This is a genomic window from Acidovorax sp. (assembly GCF_022763525.1).
In the GTDB taxonomy this organism is placed as follows: Bacteria; Pseudomonadota; Gammaproteobacteria; order Burkholderiales; family Burkholderiaceae_C; genus Acidovorax.
Map to the genome: position 1 here is coordinate 1 of NZ_JALEGG010000019.1, position 19,601 is coordinate 19,601.

A 19,601-nucleotide genomic window follows, 5' to 3' on the forward strand; every position below is an offset into this window, starting at 1 on the left:
CGGTCCTGCGCAGCCGCCAGCGCTGCCGCGATGGTGGCGGCGCCCGGGTGGTACATCGCGTCGCGGAAGCTGTCGTCCACCTCCGCCGCGTGGGCGGCCGTGCCGTTGATGAGCGCCGCCGTACGCGCGGTACTGCTGCGCCCGTTGCCCAGCCGCGCGCGGCCCCGGTCCAGGTCCTCCACCAGGGCCTGCTCCAGGATGGCGACGGGCGCCGCAGCCAGGCCGGGGAAAAGGGAGGCGTACCAGTCGATCACGGCCCGCTTGGCATGGTGGATGACGGCCTCGGGCAGCGGCTGGCGATGGAATTCGGTGGCGTAGTGGCCCAGTACTTCGGTGGCGTGCATCTCAGGTCTCTTCGGGGAGGGGGAAAGGGTTGAGCCACTGCAGCAGCAGGGCGTTGATGTCGGCGGCGGCTTCGTACTGCACCCAGTGTCCTGCGCCGGGCACCACCACGAAGCGGCTGGAATCCGTGCGCTGGGCCAGCAGCGGCCTGGTGGTTTCGGGGACGGCGGTCACGTCATGTTCTCCCCAGGCCAGCAAGATGGGCCCAGCGTACCGGGCGAGTAAGGCGGGTAGCGCGCCTGCGCGGGACAGGGATTTGCTGCGAAAGCGCGTGCGCAGGCAGGCCTCGCGGTGGATGTGCAGCGCCGCGGCATCCACGCTGTGCGCGCCCTGCAGCATCTGAACGCCCAGGTTGTGCCGCAGGGCGTCGTCCAGGGCCTGTGCATTGCCCCGGACATGGGCTGGCTGCCAGGGGCGCAGCTCGCCCTGGGGGCGGCGTGGTCCGCCATGTCCTGCGGGGCCCAGCAGCGCCAGACTGCAGACGGCGCCGTGCTCCATGGCCAGGGCCGCCGCCACCAGGCCGCCAAAGGAAAAGCCCACGACTTGCACGCGGGCGTTGGCGCCGATCAGGCAGTCGAGCGAGGTCTTGAGAAGCGCGACGATGGATTCGAGCGTGAGGTCCGCACCGCCGGTGGAGTTGCCATAGCCCGGCAGGTCAGGCACCCACACCGTGTGGAAAGCCGCCAGCGCCTGCACATTACGCGCCCAGTGCAGCCAGCTGCCATGGCCGCCATGCAGAAGCACCACGGGCGGGCCGCCCGATCCAAAGCGGCGCCAGGCGATGCGGGCATCCGTGCCGGGCACCGCGATGTCGTGGCGCTCGGCCAGCCGCTCCAGCTCGGCGATGAAGCGCAAGGGTTCGTTGTCCACTGTGCCAGTCCCGAGGCTTCGCTCACACCCGCTCCAACACCACCGCAATGCCCTGGCCCACCCCGATGCACATCGTGCACAGCGCGTAGCGACCACCCGTGGCATGCAGCTGGTTGATGGCGGTGGTGGCCAGCCGGGCACCCGAGGCGCCCAGCGGGTGGCCCAGCGCAATGGCGCCGCCGTTGGGGTTCACCCGCTCGTCGTCGTCGGGCAGGCCCAGGTCGCGCAGCACGGCCAGGCCCTGTGCGGCAAAGGCTTCGTTGAGCTCGATCACGTCCATCTGCGCCAGTGTGAGGCCGGCCAGTGCCAGTACCTTGCGGGTGGCGGGAGCGGGCCCCATGCCCATGACGCGCGGCGGCACACCGGCCGTGGCCATGGCCACCACGCGGGCACGCGGCGTGAGGCCGTGGCGCGCGGCCGCGGCTTCATCGGCCAGCAGCAGCGCGCAGGCGCCATCGTTCACGCCCGAGGCGTTGCCGGCCGTCACCGTGCCGCCCGGCCGCACCACGCCCGGCAGCCGGGCCAGTGCCTCCAGCGTGGTCTCGCGCGGGTGCTCATCGCGCACCACGGCCACGGCATCGCCCTTCTTTTGCGGGACCATCACGGGCACGATCTCCGCGTCGAAGAAGCCGCGTTGCTGGGCGGCGAGGGCCTTGCGCTGCGAGGCCAGGGCCATGCGGTCCTGGTCCTCGCGGGCGATGCCGTAGTCGGTGGCCACGTTCTCGGCGGTCTCGGGCATGCTGTCCACGCCGTAGAGGGCTTTCATCTGCGGGTTCACCAAGCGCCAGCCGATGGTGGTGTCCTCAACTCGGGCGGCGCGCGAGAAGGCGGTCTCGGCCTTGCCCATCACGAAGGGCGCACGGCTCATGCTTTCCACCCCGCCGGCCAGCATCAGGCTCGCTTCGCCCGCCTTGATGGCGCGCGCCGCCGTGCCCAGCGCGTCCAGGCCCGATCCGCACAGCCGGTTCACGGTGCTGCCCGGTAGCCCCACGGGCAGGCCGGCCAGCAGCGCCGCCATGCGCGCCACATTGCGGTTGTCCTCGCCGGCCTGGTTGGCACAGCCGTAGATGATGTCGGCCACTGCCTCCCAGTCCAGCTGGGGGTGGCGGGCCATCAGGGCCTTGAGCGGCACGGCGCCCAGGTCGTCGGCGCGCACGCCCGAGAGGCTGCCACCGTAGCGGCCGAAGGGGGTGCGCACGGCGTCACAGATAAAGGCTTGTCGGTTCATCAGTTCATTTCCAGATGGGGTTGCTTCAATGTCCGCAGCAGGTGGAGTGCCTGTCCGCTTAGCCGGCCGAGCTCAGCAGCACCGACGGATCACCCCGCCGGCTGCCCGGCTCGCTGACGTCCGCCAACCAGGCGAAGTCCTCGCGCAGGGCCTGTTCGCCGCGTTCGCGGGCCCAGAACACCACGCCGCCTTCCCAGCGCGGAAATCCGTAGCCGTTGACCAAGGCCAAGTCCACATCGGTGGGGTGTGCGGCCACGCCTTCGGCCAGCAGCAATGCGGCTTCGTTGGCCAGCGCGAGCAGGGCCCGGCGCTGGATTTCGGCGTCGTCCACCTTGCGAGGCGCGATGCCCTTTACGGCACGGGCCTGGGCGATCACCGCGTGCACGGCGGGGTCCACCGTGCGCTCGCCGCTTTCGCTGTACCGGTAGTAGCCCGCGCCCGTCTTGCGGCCCAGGCGGCCGGCCTCGCACAGCCGGTCGGGGATGTCCACGTAGCGGGCTGCCGGGTCGCGCTTGGCGGCGTGGGCCTGGCGCATGCGCCAGGCGATGTCCAGCCCCGAGAGGTCGGCCACCGCGAAGGGGCCCATGGCAAAGCCGAACTGCTGCAGCGCCGCGTCCACCTGCCCGGGCCAGGCGCCTTCCTCGATCAGGAACTCGCACTGGCGGCGGTAAGCCGCATACAAACGATTGCCTACAAACCCGAAGGCATTGCCCGTGAGCAGGGGCAGCTTGCCCAGGCGGCGGCCGAAGGCCATGCCGGTGGCCAGCGCATCGGGCGCGCTGGCCGCGCCGCGCACCACCTCCAGGAGGCGCATCACGTTCGCGGGGCTGAAGAAGTGCAGGCCGATCACATCCTGCGGCCGTTGGGTGGCGTTGGCAATGGCATCCAGGTCCAGGTAGGAGGTGTTGCTGGCGAGCACGGCGCCGGGCCGGGCGATGGCACCGATGCGCGCGAACACCTGCTGCTTGACCTCCAGGTCTTCGAACACGGCCTCGATCACCAGATCGGCCTCGGCCAGTGCGCTCCAGTCCAGGCCTGGGTGCAGGCGCTGCTGCTGTGCGTGGGCCTGCGCGGCGTCCAGCTTACCGGCGCGCGTCCGGTCGGCGTAGTGGTGGTGGATGCGCTGGGTGCCGCGCTCCAGGGCCGCCGCGTCCTGCTCGATCAGCAGCACGGTGCAGCCAGCCGCCAGCGCCGCCAAGGCGATGCCCGTGCCCATGGTGCCGGCGCCGAGCACGGCCACCGTGTCCGCTGACCGAGGCGCCACGCCTTGCAGTACGGGCACTCGGGCGCTGTCGCGCTCGGCAAAGAACTGGTGCCGCAGCGCGCGGGCTTCGCGGCCCAGGCGCAGGCGCTGGAACACTTCGCGCTCCTGGCGCAGGCCTTCGTCGATGGGCAGCGTGGCGGTGGACCGCACGGCGGCAATGGCCGCAGCCACTTGCGGGCGGCGCTTGCCCGCCCTGAGGGCGGCCTCGGCGGCAGCTTCGATGGCCGCAGCGTCGGACTCCGGCACGGGCAGGTCGCGCAGACGGCGCTTGCCGCCGCGTGCGGCCAACGCTTCGGCACGTGCGACGGCGGCGGTGCGCAAGCTGGCCTCGCTGGCGGCCAGATCGTCCACCAAGCCTGCCTGCAGCGCCTGTGCGGCCGGGACGCGTTCGCCCGAGCAGACCATGGCGATCGCGCGCGGCACGCCCACGATGCGCGGCAGCCGCTGTGTGCCGCCCGCGCCGGGGATGATGCCCAGCGTGACCTCTGGCAGTCCGACCACGGTGCCGGGCGCGGCCACGCGGGCGTCGCAGCCCAGTGCCAACTCAAAGCCACCGCCCAGCGCCGCACCATGCAGCGCCGCCACAAAGGGCTTGGGGCAGGCCTCGATGGCGGCGATCACATCGGGCAGCTGCGGCTCTACCAGGCGCAGGCCGAATTCGCGCAGGTCTGAGCCGGCGATGAAGGTCTTGCCCGCGCCGATGAGGATGGCCGCCTGCAGGCTGGCATCGGCCTGCACGGCCTGGATTGCGCTGAGTAGCCCCGCGCGCACGGCGGCGGAGCCGGCGTTGATGGGCGGGTTGTCGATGACGATGACGCCCACGCTGCCCTCGCGCTCCAGGCGCACCTTGTGCTGTGCATCCATGGCGCGTCCTCAGGCCAGCACCACCACGCCGTCGGCGGCGCGCACGCCCTGGCCCTGGGGCAACACGAAGACCGGGTTGATCTCGGCCTCCACCAAGCGCTCGCCCAGCTGCGCGGCCATTTGCGAGAAGGCCATGATGGCATCGACGAGCGCGGGCACGTCGGCCTTGGGACGGCCCCGGAAGCCGTCCAGCAGCGGCCAGGTCTTGAGCTCCTGCGCCATGGCCAGCGCGTCGGCGCGCGAGAGGCCACCCTCGGGCGGCAGCAGGCGCATGGTGGTGTCCTTGAACAGCTCCGCCGTCACGCCGCCCATGCCCAGCAGGATGGCCGTGCCCAGCGCATCGCGGTGCATGCCCAGGATCAGCTCGGTGCCGCCCGCCACCATCTCCTGCACGAGAAAGCGCCTGGGCTGCACGCCGGCCTTGGCCTCTACGTCGGAGGCCATGGCCAGCAGGCGCGTGCCAATGCTCTCGGGCGTGAGGTTCACGGCCACGCCGCCCACGTCGCTCTTGTGCGTGATCTCGGCCGACAGGATCTTCAGCACCACGCGCCCGCCCAGTTCGCGGGCTGCGGCTTCGGCCTCGGCGGGGGTGGCGGCGATGCGCTCGCCCGCGCACGGCACGCCAAAGCGCGCAAAGAGCTGCTTGGCCTGGTGTTCGTCCAGTGTGCCGCTGGGCAATGCCTCCAGCGGCACGGCGGCTGCTGGTGCGCTCGCTTCCAGCTGGGGTTGCAGGTCCGCCGCTTGCAGCATGGCGCGCAGCGCGGCCGTGCAGCTCTCGGCGGCGGCAAAAGCGGGCACCCCCCGCTGCGTGAGCAGCGCACCCACTTCGGGCGCATGCGGGCTCACGTAGGCGATCACCGGCTTGTCGGAGTGGGGCAGGCAGTCCTCGATGGCGCCGGCCAGCAGCTCGGGCATGGCGAGGCTGGACGAGCCCACGATGACGGTGAGCGCGTCATAGCTCGGGCTGGCCAGCAGCACCTTGATGGCGCCGCGCAGCAGGTCGGGCTTGAGGCCGGCCAACGTCACGTCGATGGGGTTGCGGTCCAGCACGGCGTGGTCGCCGGTTTGCAGTGCGCGCAGGGCCTCGGCCGTGGCGGCGTCGGGTGCAGGGGTGTCGAAGCCCGCGAGACCCAGGTCATCGGACACCAGCGTGCCGGCACCTCCAGTGGAGGTGAGGATGGCCACGCGCCGGCCGTGCAGTTTTCGCCCGGTTGCCAGCGCTGCGGGCATGTCCAGCAGGTCGCTGAAGGTCTGCGCGCGGATCACGCCCACCTGCTTGAACAGCGCGTCGTACATGCGGTCGGCACCCGCCAGCGCGCCGGTGTGCGACACGGCAGCCTGGGCGCCGGCTTCAGACCGGCCGATCTTGAACGCCACCACCGGCTTGCCCGCGCGCGCCGCCTTGAGGCAAGCGTTACGGAACTTGTCCGGGTTGCGCACGGTTTCCACGTACAGGGCGATGACCTTGGTGGCCTCGTCGTCCGCCAGGTGGTCGATGAAATCGGCCAGCTCCAGGTCCACCTCGTTGCTGGTGGAGATCAACTTGGACAGGCCGATGCCGCGCGCTGCAGCGCGCGACAGCAGCGCCCCCAGGATGCCCCCGCTCTGGGACACCACACCGATGCCCCCCACGGGAAAGTGCTCCATCTCCAGCGCGCCCGTGGCCGACAGCACGATGTTGTCAGTAAGGTTCACCAGGCCGATGGTGTTGGGGCCCAGGATGCGCATGCGACCCGCAGCTTCGATGAGCTGCTGCTGGCGGCGCGCGCCTTCAGCGCCGGTTTCGGTGTAGCCGCTGGCCAGCACGATGGCGGCGGCGGTGCCGCGCTCGGCAAGCTCGCGCACGGCGATGTGGGCACGCTCCGCGCCCAGCAGCACGATGCCCACGTCGGGCACGCCGGGCAGGGCGGCGATGTCGGGGTAGCAGGGCAGGTCGCCGATGCGGTCCACCTTGGGATTGACCGGATAGATGCGGCCGGCGAACCCGTGCTTGAGCAAATAGGACACGGGGCGCCCGGCGGTCTTGCTGGCGTCGGCAGAGGCGCCGATGATGGCAACGCTTTGGGGCTTGAGCAGGCGGGAGAGGGCGTTCATGGGGCTCACTCCTTTCCGGTCGTTGGGGTGGTCGTGGCGGCCGAGGCCTTCGCGAGGAAGGCCATCACCGCCTCGCGGTGCTCCGTGCTGGTGTAGCAGATGCCCTGGGCCTGGCTGCCCTGCGAAAACACCTGCTGTGCCGAGAGTTCGAAGCTCTGGTCCAGGATGGTCTTGCCCAGCGCCAGCGCGGTGGCCGAGCCCTTGCTCAGCTCGGCCGCCCAGGCCTGCGCATCGGCCACCAAGGTGTCGGCCGAGGTCTTGCGGTCCACGATGCCCAGGGCCAGCGCCTCCTCCACGTCCACCTTGCGGCCGGTGAAGATCAGCTCCTTGGCCCGGGGCAGGCCCACGCGGCGCGGCAGGAAGTACATGCCGCCGCCGTCGGGGATGATGCCGCGGTGGATGTACGACCAGGAGAAGTTCGCCCACTCGCTGGCGATGATGAAGTCGCACGCCAGCGCGGTGTCGGCCCCCAGGCCCGAGGCGGAACCGTTCACGGCCGCGATGGTGGGCTTGGGCATCGTGTGCAGCAGGGTCTGCGTGTAGTGCACGCCTTGCTGGCGGTGCCAGCCGTTGAAGGCGATCTCGCCGGTGGGCGCGCTCATGCGGCGCTCCATGCCCGCGATGTCGCCGCCTGCGCAGAAGCCCTTGCCGTTGCCGGTCAGCACCAGGGCGCGAATGGATTTCTCGGCGCTCACATGCTCCAGCGCGGCGATGAATTCGCTTCGCATGGCGTCGCTCATCGCGTTGCGCTTTTCGGGGCGGTTGAGGGCGAGGGTCGCGATGCCGTTGGCAACGCTCAGTTTGATCAGCTGGGAGGTCATTTCTGTGCTTTCAGAACACTATTCGGTGGTGATGTTGTTGTCCTTGACGACCTTGCGCCAGCGGGCCTCCTCGCCCTTCGCGTAGGTGTCAAACTCCGCGGGGGTGCCCGCCTTGATGACCAGCCCCTCGGCTTCCAGCTTCTTGCGGAAGGCCTCGGTTTGGGCTGCCTTCTTGGCGGCGCTGTTGAGTTTTTCGATCACGTCGGCAGGCGTGCCGGCCGGCGCGAACAGCCCGTACCAGCTGTCGGCCACATAGCCCGGCACACCGCTCTCTGCCACGGTGGGCACCTTGGCGAGGGCCGGCGCCGGAGAGCGGGTGGCGGTGGTGACGGCGAGCGCGCGCAGCTGTCCCTTTTCCACCATGGCGCCCACGGCCGCTGCGGTGGCAAACATGACATCCACCTGGCCGCCCAGCAGGTCGGTGAGGGCCGGGCCCGCGCCGCGGTAAGGCACATGGATGAGGTTGGTGCCGGTGAGGTTCTTGAACAGCTCACCGGCCAGGTGGGCGGAGGTGCCGGCCCCTTGCGAGGCGAAGGACAGCTTGCCGGGGGAGGCCTTGGCGGCCGCGATGACGTCCTTGACGGACTTGAATGGACTGCTGTCGCGCACCACCAGCACGTTCGGCGAGACGCCCACCAGCATGACCGGCGTGAACGCCTTCTCATGGTTGTAGGGCAGCTTGGGCTGGAGGCTGGGGTTCACCACATGGGCCACCGTGGCCATGACGAGGGTGTAGCCATCGGCAGGGCTCTTGGCCGCGATGTCCGTGCCGATGATGGTGCCTGCGCCGGGCTTGTTGTCGATGATGACGGGCTGACCCAGCTCCTGGCCCATGACCGTGGTGAGTGACCGCGCCACCAGGTCGGTGCCGCCGCCGGGTGCGAAGGGCACGACAATGCGCACGGGTTTTTCTGGAAACGCAGCGCGCGCAGACGCTGCCTGGAATCCGGCCACAACGGCTGTGGCAGTGAGCAACGCCGCAAGGCGCGAGCGCACAGAAGGCAGGGATGGGTACATTTCTTGTCTCCGTTCATGGGTGATTTGCCCAGGGGCCGGGGCATTCCGGCGGCGGCATCGCGTGCCGCCTGATTCGCAAGGGAAGCGTAAAAGAACCCCCCACGAAGAGCACCTCCCCAATTCCACTGAATGGAAATAACCAGCAGGATCTATTCATCCATGGCGACATCTGCCCGAGACGCCGCGAGGCGCAAGCACCACGAAGAACCGACGCTGAACCGCTCGCTGGAGCGCGGCGTGGAGATCCTGCGCGCTTTCCGCCCGGGAGCCGATCTGCTGGGCAATGGCGAGCTGTGCGAGCGCACGGGCCTTTCACGCGCCACCGTGAGCCGGCTCACGCAGACGCTGGTGCAATGTGGTCTGCTGGAGCACGACTTGCAGCGCCGCGCCTACCGCCTGGCCGCGCCCGTGCTCAGCTTCGCGCATGCCATGCGCTCGGGCTCGCCCGTGCTGCAGGCAGCGGCCCCGCTCATGCGGACTGCCGCGGAAAAGTTGCGCGTGAATGTGGGCTTGGCGGTGGCGGACCGGGAGGAGATGGTCTATCTCGAGTCCATCCGCTACAACCGCAAGGTGTCCTTGCGCAGCGTGGTGGCTGGCCAGCGCGTGCCCATCGAACTCACGTCGCTGGGCCGTGCGTACTTGTGTGCCGTGCCTGATGCACAGCGGCGCGCGCTGCTGTTGAGGCTGGGGCGGCAGCGACGCTCCGGCTGGCGGGCGCTGCGCGAAGAGATCCTGCAGGCCGTGCAACTGTTCGCGCGCAAGGGCTATTGCGTCGCTACGTGGCAACCGGAGGTAGTGGCTCTTGCGCGGCCTGTCGTCGCGCCAGGCGGCGCCATCTATGTGCTCAACATGAGCGTCACTACGCAGCAGAGCGCTTCGGAGATTGAGGCCGAGCTCAGTACCCCGCTGAAGGCCCTGGCGGAGCGGATTTCACAAGCGCTGTGGCGGATGGAGGTGAGCTGAAGAAGTCCCAAGCCACCATGCGCCTTGCGGGGCTGCGGCCATGGCCAAGAAAAAAAGCCACCACACTCCGAGGAATGCAGTGGCTTGCCGCAGGGGCATGCCCAGAGCACTGCGTGGCAGCTACTCTGGCGCAACAGGGGGTTGTCAAGTCAGTCGGCGTAGGAGCCGGCGGCCTTGATCACAGCGCCAAACTTTTCGGTCTCGGCCGCCACGAACTTCTTGTGTTCGGCGGATTCCACGCGCTTGTCGGTGGCGACCACGGCGCCCAGGCCTTCCTGCTTCTTGATGAACTCAGGGTCCTTCAGCGCAGTCTTCAGGGCATCGTTGATCTTGGTCAGCACCGGCGCGGGCGTGCCCTTGGGCGCATACAGGCCGTGCCAGATGGTCACGCTGAAGTCCTTTACGCCGGATTCCGCCAGCGTGGGCAGGTCCTTCAGGGCGGGCGTGGTCAGGCGCTTGGAGGTGGTCACGGCATACGCCTTGACCTTCTTGCCTTCGATCTGCGAGGTGGTGTTGGTGGTTTGGTCGCACAGTAGGTCGATCTGGCCGCCGATCAGGTCGGTGATGGCCGGAGCGGTGCCCTTGTACGGCACGGGGGTCATGTCGGCCTGCAGCGCGCTCTGGAACATCAGCCCGCACAGGTGCGAAGCGGAACCCTGGCCGGCGTTGCCCAGGTTGATCTTGCCTTTGTTCTGCTGGATCCAGGCGGAGAGTTCCTTGTAGTTGTTCGCGGGCATGGAGGGGCGTGCGATCAGCGTCATGGGCACGTCGTTGATGATGCCCAGGTACTCGAAGTCGTTGGCGACGTTGAAGGACAGCTTGCGATACATCGTGGGCATGGTGGCCATGCTCACGTGGTTGAGCAGCAGCGTGTAACCATCGGGTGCTGCACGGGCAACCTTGGCAGAGCCGATGGTGCTGCCTGCACCGGCCGCGTTGTCGACCACCACGCTCACGCCGCCCAGGGGCTTGCGCAGGGCTTCGGCCAGATCGCGTGCCACGCGGTCGGTGGGGCCGCCGGCAGCGTATGGAACCACGATCGTGATGGTCTTGTCCTTGGCGGGATAGTCCTGGGCGGCAGCACCAAAGGCGGCTACGGTGGCCGCTGCGGCCAAGGCGATTTTCAGCATCGTTTTCATGGTGTCTCCTGTAAATGACGCGCCATGATAGCCAGGGGGTGCAGCCCGGCCATTGCGGGAATTACGTAGCCCATGCGGAGCATGGTCTTTCAGGAAAACAGGAGTGAAAGCGCCGTGAATAAAGCGCATGTCGCTATCAAAAGCAGAGCGTTTGTTAGGGTAAACACTGCGCGGGCTGCTGCGCAAAGTGGTGCGCTCTTGCGCTATCGCAAAACGCCGTGGCGGCGCTTTGCGGGCTGCTATTGGTAGCTGCGTGCGTCCTCGATCACCTTGCCATCGTTGGGCAGGGTGCCGGGCGCCACCATCTGCACGTCGCCGCGCAGCTTGGTCACTTCGCGGATGGCGTCGCCCAGGAGGCGCGCCAGGCCCTCGGCGGTTTCATTTGTTTCCACCTGCAGCACCATCTGGTCATTGGCCATCTCGCCGCTGACGACCAGCCGCGCGCGCAGCACCTGCGGAAAGCGCTTGGCGATCTGCGCCACCTGGCCGGGGTGCACGAACATGCCGCGCACCTTGGTGGTCTGGTCGGCCCGGCCCATCCAGCCCTTGATGCGGGTGTTGGTCCGGCCCGTGGGGCAGGGGCCGGGCAGCACGGCCGAGAGGTCGCCCGTACCGAAGCGGATTAGCGGGTAGTCGGGGTTGAGCGTGGTCACCACCAGCTCGCCCACCTCACCTTCGGGCACCGGGTCGCCCGTGCCGGGGCGCACGATCTCGACGATCACACCTTCGTCCAGCACCAGGCCTTCGCGGGCCGAGGTCTCGTAGGCGATCAGGCCCAGGTCGGCCGTGGCGTAGCACTGGTATCCCGCAATGCCGCGCTGGGCAAACCAGTCGCGCAGGCTGGGCGGGAAGGCTTCGCCCGACACCATGGCCTTGGTCACCGTGGGCAGCGGCACGCCCAGCTCGGCGGCCTTCTCCACGATGATCTTCAGGAAGCTCGGCGTGCCGATGTAGCCCGCTGGTTTCAGCTCGGCCATGGCCTGCACCTGCTGCTCGGTCTGTCCCGTGCCGCCCGGGAACACGGTGCAGCCCAGTGCATGCGCGCCGGTCTCCATCATCGAGCCCGCGGGTACGAAGTGGTAGCTGAAGCTGTTGTGGATCAGGTCCCCGCGCCGAAACCCCGCCGCGTAGATGGCCCGCGCCATGCGCCAGTAGTCCGGCCGCGTGCCCTCGGGTTCGTAGATGGTGCCGGGGCTGGCGAACACGCGCGTCATGCCCGGCCCGAACCCCAGCGCGCTGAAGCCGCCAAACACGTTGGCAGCCCGGCCCGCCTGCTGGCGTTCCAGCAGCTCGTACTTGCGCGTCACGGGCAGTTGCGCCAAGGCTGCGCGGCTGTTGATGGCAACCGCATCCACACCCGCCAGGATGCTGGCAAATGCCGGTGAAGCCTTCTGGGCATGGGCGATCTGCCGCGGCAGCGCCGCCATCAAGGCCGCTTCGCGCTCGGCTGGACTGCGGGTTTCCAGGTCGTCATAAAACGTGCTCATGCCTGGGTTTCCTTGTGAGATGGTGGTTTTGAATCAAATCGGCCTCTAGCGCTTATCCGGCAAGCGCAAGCAGCTATGAAATCAAGAGTGAATTTCTGCGAGGTCTGAAAATAGACAACGCCCTGGTCGCCCGCGCTGCCCCACCAGCGCACCCGTGGAACTGGCTTTGCCAGGCCACCGGGTGCGTCCCCCTGAGGGGGAAGGCGCGCAGCGCCACAGGGGGCATGTCAGGCCAGCCAGCGCTTGCGCCGCTTGTAGCTCTTGACATCCTTGAAGCTCTTGCGCTCGCCGCCCCCTACGCCCAGGTAGAACTCCTTCACGTCCTCGTTGTTGGCCAGGTCGCTCGCGGCCCCGTCCATCACCACGCGGCCGCTTTCCATGATGTAGCCGTAGTCGGAATATTTCAGGGCCATGTTGGTGTTCTGCTCTGCCAGCAGGAAGGTCACCTTTTCCTTCTTGTTCAGGTCCTGCACGATGTTGAAAACTTCTTCCACGATCTGCGGCGCCAGTCCCATCGAGGGCTCGTCCAGCAGCACCATGCTGGGGTTGGCCATGAGCGCGCGGCCGATGGCGCACATCTGCTGCTCGCCGCCCGAGGTGTAGGCCGCCTGCGAGGTGCGCCGTGTCTTCAGGCGCGGAAAGTAGTTGTAGACCTTCTCCAGGTTGGCCGCGATCTCGCCCTTGCTGGTGCGGGTGTAGCTGCCGGTCATCAGGTTCTCTTCGATGGTCAGGTGGGCAAAGCAGTGCCGCCCCTCCATCACCTGCACCACGCCGCGCTTGACCAGGTCAGCGGGAGACAGGTTTTCGATGCGCTCGCCGCGCAGCTCGATGCTGCCCTTGGTCACCTCGCCCCGCTCGCCCTTGAGCAAATTGGAGATGGCGCGCAGCGTGGTGGTCTTGCCCGCCCCGTTGCCCCCCAGGATGGCCACGATGCTGCCCTCGCGCACCTGCAGCGAGACGCCCTTGAGGACCAGGATCACGTGGTTGTAGATGACCTCGATGCCGTTGACGTTGAGAACGATATTGCTGTTGGAAGAGTCCATGGTGTTCCTTCGCTGTGCCAATCCAAAGAGCTGCAAGCAATTCTTTGGATTGGCGGCTGCCCCAAAGGAGCAACCACAGATCACCGGCCGTAAACACTGTCGCAGCCCAAACTGGGGCCACCGTGCAAGGGCCGCCCCGCCGCACCGGTGGCGTCCCCCTTCCCGAATCGCGCCAGCGATTCGAGAGAAGGGGGAAGGCGCGTCAGCGCCTCAGGGGGATGGTCCGAATCAAGACTGGCAGTCCGCAGCGTCGCGTCGCGTCATCTTCTTGTCCGCCAGGTACTTGTCCGCACCGGCCTTGATCATGGGCTTGAGGATCTGCTCATCCGCCTGGTACCAGTCGGAAGAGAAGTTCCACTTGCTGCCGTCCCAGGTGTGCACGCGCGCCCAGGTCGAGCCCATGTGGTCGGCGCAGCTGGTGGACAGGGGGCGCATCACGCCCGCAAAGCCCATGGCGTCGAGCTTCTTCTGGTCGAGGTTGAGGTTTTCCATGCCCCAGCGCACCTGCTCGCCGGTCATGACCTTGCCCTTGCCAAAGCGTTCCTGCGCACGGCGCACGGCTTCCACCGCCAGCATCTGGATGATCACGCCGCGCGTGTACAGCACCGAACCCACTTCGTCCTTGGGGCCGGTCCCCTGGCCCTTCTCGTGCACGTGCTTCAGGATGTCCTGGATCACCTTGGGGCTCTGGCCCGAGGTGTTCAGCGCGAGTGCGTTGTAGCCCTTGGCGCCTTCACCCACGTCGCGCACATCCGGCTCGGCGCCGGCCCACCACACGCCGTACATCTTGTCGCGCGGGTAGCCCGTGGCCTGGGCTTCCTTGAGGGCGGTCGAGTTCATCACGCCCCAGCCCCACAGCAGCACGTAGTCGGGGCGGCTCTGGCGCACCTGCAGCCAGGTGGCTTTCTGCTCCACACCCGGTGCGGTCACGGGCAGCATCTGCAGCTCGAAGCCGTGCATCTTGGCGCGCTCCTGCAGCAGCGGGATGGGCTCCTTGCCAAATGGGCTGTCGTGGTAGACCAGCGCGATCTTCTTGCCCTTGAGCTTTTCCAGGCCGCCGTTGGCCTTGCCCAGGTGCTGGATCAGGATGTCCGCGCCCGTCCAGTAGCTTCCCATGAAGGGGAAGTTCCACTTGAAGGCCATGCCGTCCTGGGCCACCGACAGGCCATAGCCCAGCGTCATCAGCGGGATCTTGTCCACGGGCGCCTTCTCGGTCAGCGCGAAGGTGATGCCGGTGGCCTGCGGGTCGAACAGCGTCACGCCAGGGCGGCTCTTGAGGCGCTCGTAGCACTCCACGCCGCGGTCCGTGGCGTATCCCGTTTCGCACTCTTCAAAGGTGAGCTTCACACCGTTGATGCCACCATCGCGGGCATTGATCATCTTGATGTAGTCCTGCTTGCCGTTGGCCCAGGGCACGCCGTTGGGCGCATAGGGACCCGTGCGGTAGGACAGCAGCGGGAAGAACTGTTCCTTGGCTTGCGCGAAGGCGCTCGTCGTGACGGACGAAGCACCTGCTGCAACCACCGCGGCGGCGATCACGATTTTCGAAAGCTTCATGGATGTCTCCTTTGGATGAATGTGTTGAAGCACGGGAAAAACTGGCAGGGGATCAGTGGGGGAAGGGCCAGAGACGCAGCTTCTGCTTGGCCGTGGACCACAGCTTGGCCAGGCCGTGAGGCTCGACGATCAGGAACCACACGATCAGCGCGCCGAAGATCATCAGCTCGGCGTGCGAGATGCCGGCCGTGGAGATCTCCAGCCCGAACAGGCCCAGGAAGGCCGGCAGGAACTGGTTCAGGAAGATCGGCAGCACCACGATGAAGGCGGCCCCGAAGAACGCGCCCATGATGGAGCCGAGGCCGCCGATGATGACCATGAACAGCAGGCGGAACGAGACCTCCACCGAGAAGGCCGCAGGCTCCCACGCGCCCAGGTGGACAAAGGCCCACAGCGCGCCGGCCATGCCCACGATGAAGGAGCTCACGGCAAACGCGCTGAGCTTGGCGTACATGGGGCGGATGCCGATCACGGCGGCGGCCACGTCCATGTCGCGGATGGCCATCCACTCGCGGCCGATGGCGCCGCGCACCAGGTTCTTGGCGAGCAGGGCCACGATCACCAGCAGCGCCAGGCAGAACAGGTACTTGCTCGCGGCGCTGTCGATAGGCATGCCCAGCACCTGCAGGTTGCTCACCGACACCGACCCCGAGTCGGAATTGTTGGTGAACCACTTGATGCGCAGGAACATCCAGTCGGAAAAGAACTGCGCGGCCAGCGTCGCCACGGCCAGGTACAGGCCCTTGACGCGCAGGCTGGGCAGCCCGAACAGGATGCCGAAGAAGGTGGCGCAGAGGCCGCCCAGGATGAGTGCCGGAATGAGCGGCATGCCGGGAAAGCGCACGAAGAAGTTGTAGGCCCCGTAGGCACCCACCGCCATGAATGCGCCCGAGCCCAGCGAGATCTGCCCGCAGTAGCCCACGAGGATGTTCACCCCCAGCGCTGCCAGCGCCATGATGACGAAGGGAATCAGAATGGCGCGGAAGATGTAGTCGCTGGCGAGTGCTGGCACCACCAGGAAGGCCACGGCCAGGATGAGGCCGATGGCGATGCGGTCCTGCGCGATGGGGAAGATCTGCTGGTCGGCGCGGTAGCTCGTCTTGAACTGGCCGTTTTCGCGGTAGAGCATGGGTGTCTCCTGTTGTTCTTATGGGTTACACGCGATCGATGATCTTCTCGCCGAACAACCCCTGAGGGCGGAACAGCAAGAACACCAGCGCCAGCACATACGCAAACCAGATCTCGATGCCCCCGCCCACGAACGGGCCCAGGTACACCTCCGAGAGCTTCTCGCCCACGCCGATGATCAGCCCGCCGATGATGGCGCCGGGCACCGAAGTCAGGCCGCCGAGGATCACCACCGGCAGCGCGCGCAGCGCCACGGTGGTCAGCGAGAACTGCACGCCGAGCTTGCTGCCCCAGATCATCCCGGCCACCAGCGCCACGACGCCGGCCACGCACCACACGATGACCCAGATGCGGTTGAGCGGAATGCCGATGGACTGCGCGGCCTGATGGTCGTCCGCCACGGCGCGCAGGGCGCGGCCCGTGGAGGTTTTCTGGAAGAACACCGACAGCAGGGCCACCAGACCCGCGGCGATGGCGGCGGCGATCACGTCTTCCTTGTTCACCAGGATGCCGCCCTGGAACATGCTCTCCAGCATGAAGATCGGGTCCTTGGGCATGCCGACGTCGATCTTGTAGATGTCGCTGCCGAACATCGTCTGGCCCAGGCCTTCGAGGAAGTAGGTGATGCCCAGCGTGGCCATCAGCAGCGTGGCGCCTTCCTGGTTCACGAGGTGGCGCAGTACGAGTTTTTCGATCACCCACGCCACCACGAACATGATGGCGCCCGCGATGATGAAAGCCGCCAGGTTGGCAACGATGGGGCTCGTGATGCCGGTCCACTTCGGAATCCATTCGGCAAAGCGGGCCATGGCCAGGGCTGCGAACAGCACCATGGCACCCTGCGCGAAATTGAAGACGCCCGACGCCTTGTAGATCAGCACGAAGCCCAGGGCCACCAGTGAATACAGCATGCCGGCCATGAGGCCGCCGATGAGTGTTTCCAGAAAGAATGCCATCTTGTTTGTCTCCTGCGCGTCGGGGCTTCAGTGCGAAGTGCCCAGGTAGGCCCGGATCACGTCCTCATTGCCGCGCACTTCGTCGGGGCTGCCATCGCCGATCTTCTTGCCGTAGTCGAGCACCACGACGCGGTCGCTGATGTCCATCACCACGCCCATGTCGTGTTCGATGAGCACGATGGTGGTGCCGAATTCGTCGTTCACGTCCAGGATGAAGCGGCACATGTCCTGCTTCTCTTCCACGTTCATGCCGGCCATGGGTTCGTCCAGCAGCAGCACCTGCGGCTCCATGGCCAGTGCGCGGCCCAGGTCCACGCGCTTTTGCAGGCCGTAAGGCAGCTGCCCCACGGGCGTCTTGCGGTAGGCCTGGATTTCCAGGAAGTCGATGATGTGCTCGACGTACTCGCGGTGGCGGATTTCCTCGCGCTCGGCGGGGCCAAGGCGCAGCGCCTGCATCAAGAGGTTGCTTTTGATCTTGAGGTTGCGGCCGGTCATGATGTTGTCGATCACGCTCATGCCCTTGAACAGCGCCAGGTTCTGGAAGGTGCGCGCCACGCCCATCTCGGCCACCTGGCGCGAGTTCATGTGGTCGAAGGTCTTGCCGCGGAAGGTGATCGAGCCTTCGGACGGGGTGTACACGCCGTTGATGCAGTTGAGCATGGAGCTCTTGCCCGCGCCGTTGGGGCCGATGATGGCGCGGATCTCGTGCTCTTTCACATTGAAGGAGATGTCGGTCAGCGCCTTCACACCGCCGAACCGGAGGCTGATGTTCTGGACATCGAGGATGACGTCGCCAATCTTCTTGGTGTTCATGATGGGGGGCTTCTCCAGCGGATAGAGCGCGGGCTTCATGCGGCGGCCTTCACGGGGGCGAACGTTTTCGTATCCATCAGCTTGAGCGTGGCGCTCACGCTGCCGGTGCGACCGTCTTCGAACTTAACCTGCGTCTCGATGTACTGCTCGGTGCGGCCTGCGTACAGCGCATCCACCAGCACGGCGTACTTCTCGGCAATGAAGCCGCGGCGGACCTTGTTGGTGCGCGTGAGTTCGCCATCGTCGGCGTCCAGCTCCTTGTGCAGCACCAGGAAGCGGCTGATCTGGCTGCCCGCGAGCATGGCGTCGGTGGCGAGGTCGGCGTTCACCTTCTCGATGCATTCGCGGATGAGTTCGTAGACCTCGGGTTTCTGGGCGAGGTCGGTGTAGCCGGCATAGGGCAGGTTGCGCCGCTCGGCCCAGTTGCCCACGGCGTCGAAGTCGATGTTGACCATCACGCACACCTTCTCGCGCTTGTCGCCCAGGGCCACGACTTCCTTGATGTGCGGGAAGAACTTGAGCTTGTTTTCCACGTACTTGGGCGCGAACATGGCACCGTCGTTGGCGCCGCCCTGGATGCGGCCCACGTCCTTCACGCGGTCGATGATCTTGAGGTGGCCGTGCGCATCCAGAAAGCCCGCATCGCTGGTGTGATACCAGCCGTCGGCCGTGAGCACCTCGGCCGTGGCAGCGGGGTTCTTGTAGTACTCCTTGAGCAGCCCAGCCGACTTGACGAGGATCTCGCCGTTGTCGGCCACCTTGATCTGAACGCCGCGGATCGGCACGCCCACGGTGTCGGCGCGCGCCTGGTTGTCGGGCTGCAGGCACACGAACACGGCGGTCTCGGTCGAGCCGTACAGCTGCTTCAAGTTGATGCCGATGGAGCGGTAGAACGTGAACAGGTCGGGGCCGATGGCTTCACCCGCCGTATAGGCCACGCGCACGCGGCTGAAACCCAGGTTGTTGCGCAGCGGGCCGTACACCAGCACATTCCCCAGGGCGTACTTGAGGCGGTCGAGCGTGCCCACGGGCTCGCCGTCCATCAAGGCCGGGCCCACGCGCTTGGCCACGCGCATGCAGGCCTCGAACATCTTGCGCTTGAGGGCGCCAGCGTCTTCCATGCGGATCATCACGCTGGTGAGCAGACCTTCAAAAATGCGGGGTGGCGCGAAGTAATAGGTGGGGCCGACTTCCTTCAGGTCGATGGTCACCGTGCTGGCCGACTCGGGGCAGTTGACCACGTAGCCGCAGGCCAGCCATTGCGCGTAGCTGAAGATGTTCTGGCCGATCCATGCCGGGGGCAGGTAGGCCAGCACCTCCTCGCTGCCGGTGAGCTTGTCGAACTCGGCACCGGCCGAGGCGCGGTCCAGCAGCGTGCTGTGCGTGTGAACCACGCCCTTGGGGTTGCCTGTGGTGCCCGAGGTGAAGAACATCGCGGCCACGTCGCCGGGCTGGGCTTTGGCCACCTCGGCCGGGAACCAGCCGGGCTGGCTGGCGGCAAAGGCCTTGCCGGATTCGATGAGCGCGTCCAGCGAGGACAGGCCCTCTTCGGTGTACTTGCGCAGGCCGCGTGGGTCGTCGTAGTAGATGTGGCTGATCCGGGGGCACTGCTCGCGGATCTCCAGCAGTTTGTCCACCTGCTCCTGGTCTTCCACCAGGCAAAAGCGCACATCGGCGTTGTTCAGCGGGAAGATGCACTCGGCCGCCACGGCGTCCTGGTACAGCGGCACGGGGATGGCGCCCAGCGACTGCGCCGCCAGCATGGTGGCGTACAGCCGGGGGCGGTTGGCGCCGATCACCACGAGGTGTTCGTGGCGTTGCAGTCCGGCCTGGTGCAGGCCCGCGGCGATCTGTTCAACCAGGCGCACCAGGTCCGCCCACGTGTGGGTCTGCCAGATGCCATATTCCTTTTCACGCAGGGCCGGGGCGTGGGGGCGCTCGGCGGCATGCTGGAGCAGCAATTTCGGGAACGTGGTCAACATTGCGTGTCCTCGATGAGAAATGGGTGTCCGCGC

At 67.1% G+C, this 19,601-nt stretch carries 16 protein-coding genes; 1 reads left to right on the forward strand and 15 read right to left on the reverse strand.

Annotation, left to right across the window (positions count from 1 at the left end; all coding sequences use genetic code 11):
• The 7 genes from MRY84_RS01420 to MRY84_RS01450 all read right to left on the reverse strand — a co-directional run.
• A partial coding sequence (locus tag MRY84_RS01420; RefSeq protein ID WP_291503985.1) for an MmgE/PrpD family protein occupies nt 1-344 on the reverse strand: 344 nt, incomplete at its 3' end.
• Nucleotide 345: 1 nt separating this feature from the next.
• Nucleotides 346-1,212: an alpha/beta fold hydrolase gene (locus tag MRY84_RS01425; protein WP_291503986.1), complete on the reverse strand. Its 867-nt coding sequence runs from the start codon at nt 1,210-1,212 to the stop codon at nt 346-348.
• Between the two features lie 22 nt (nt 1,213-1,234).
• Nucleotides 1,235-2,440: a 3-oxoadipyl-CoA thiolase gene (gene pcaF, locus MRY84_RS01430; RefSeq protein ID WP_291503987.1), complete on the reverse strand. Its 1,206-nt coding sequence runs from the start codon at nt 2,438-2,440 to the stop codon at nt 1,235-1,237.
• A gap of 58 nt (nt 2,441-2,498) precedes the next feature.
• Nucleotides 2,499-4,568 (reverse strand): 3-hydroxyacyl-CoA dehydrogenase NAD-binding domain-containing protein, encoded by a 2,070-nt coding sequence (locus MRY84_RS01435; protein WP_291503988.1) that lies wholly within the window; start codon nt 4,566-4,568, stop codon nt 2,499-2,501.
• Between the two features lie 9 nt (nt 4,569-4,577).
• Entirely contained in the window at nt 4,578-6,662 is a 2,085-nt protein-coding gene (locus MRY84_RS01440) for an acetate--CoA ligase family protein (protein ID WP_291503989.1), read from the reverse strand.
• Between the two features lie 5 nt (nt 6,663-6,667).
• The gene (locus MRY84_RS01445; protein ID WP_291503990.1) at nt 6,668-7,483 is read right to left on the reverse strand and encodes an enoyl-CoA hydratase/isomerase family protein; all 816 of its coding nucleotides are present in this window, start codon (nt 7,481-7,483) and stop codon (nt 6,668-6,670) included.
• 18 nt (nt 7,484-7,501) lie between these two features.
• Entirely contained in the window at nt 7,502-8,500 is a 999-nt protein-coding gene (locus tag MRY84_RS01450) for a tripartite tricarboxylate transporter substrate binding protein (RefSeq protein WP_291503991.1), read from the reverse strand.
• A 159-nt stretch (nt 8,501-8,659) separates the two neighbouring features.
• On the opposite strand from MRY84_RS01450, the gene MRY84_RS01455 reads away from it, so the two are divergent.
• Nucleotides 8,660-9,463 carry an IclR family transcriptional regulator gene (locus MRY84_RS01455; protein ID WP_291503992.1) on the forward strand — a complete coding sequence of 268 codons (804 nt, stop codon included), beginning with the start codon at nt 8,660-8,662 and terminating at the stop codon, nt 9,461-9,463.
• 149 nt (nt 9,464-9,612) lie between these two features.
• Here the strand turns inward: MRY84_RS01455 and MRY84_RS01460 are convergent, their stop codons facing one another.
• From MRY84_RS01460 to MRY84_RS01495, 8 genes are all read right to left on the reverse strand, one after another.
• Nucleotides 9,613-10,602, reverse strand: a complete 990-nt coding sequence (locus tag MRY84_RS01460) for a tripartite tricarboxylate transporter substrate-binding protein (RefSeq protein ID WP_291503993.1) — start codon at nt 10,600-10,602, stop codon at nt 9,613-9,615.
• A gap of 239 nt (nt 10,603-10,841) precedes the next feature.
• Entirely contained in the window at nt 10,842-12,089 is a 1,248-nt protein-coding gene (locus MRY84_RS01465; RefSeq protein WP_291503994.1) for an AMP-binding protein, read from the reverse strand.
• A 227-nt stretch (nt 12,090-12,316) separates the two neighbouring features.
• Nucleotides 12,317-13,132, reverse strand: coding sequence for an ABC transporter ATP-binding protein (locus MRY84_RS01470; protein ID WP_291503995.1), 816 nt, complete (start codon nt 13,130-13,132; stop codon nt 12,317-12,319).
• Nucleotides 13,133-13,360: 228 nt separating this feature from the next.
• The gene (locus MRY84_RS01475) at nt 13,361-14,689 is read right to left on the reverse strand and encodes an ABC transporter substrate-binding protein (RefSeq protein ID WP_291503996.1); all 1,329 of its coding nucleotides are present in this window, start codon (nt 14,687-14,689) and stop codon (nt 13,361-13,363) included.
• A gap of 52 nt (nt 14,690-14,741) precedes the next feature.
• Complete coding sequence (locus tag MRY84_RS01480) at nt 14,742-15,818, reverse strand: branched-chain amino acid ABC transporter permease (protein WP_291503997.1); 1,077 nt, start codon at nt 15,816-15,818, stop codon at nt 14,742-14,744.
• Nucleotides 15,819-15,843: 25 nt separating this feature from the next.
• Entirely contained in the window at nt 15,844-16,773 is a 930-nt protein-coding gene (locus MRY84_RS01485) for a branched-chain amino acid ABC transporter permease (protein WP_218383682.1), read from the reverse strand.
• A 27-nt stretch (nt 16,774-16,800) separates the two neighbouring features.
• Nucleotides 16,801-17,586 carry an ABC transporter ATP-binding protein gene (locus tag MRY84_RS01490; RefSeq protein ID WP_291504010.1) on the reverse strand — a complete coding sequence of 262 codons (786 nt, stop codon included), beginning with the start codon at nt 17,584-17,586 and terminating at the stop codon, nt 16,801-16,803.
• 35 nt (nt 17,587-17,621) lie between these two features.
• A complete protein-coding gene (locus MRY84_RS01495; RefSeq protein WP_291503998.1) occupies nt 17,622-19,568 on the reverse strand; it encodes an AMP-binding protein in 1,947 nt (648 codons plus the stop codon).
• Nucleotides 19,569-19,601 lie beyond the last annotated feature (33 nt).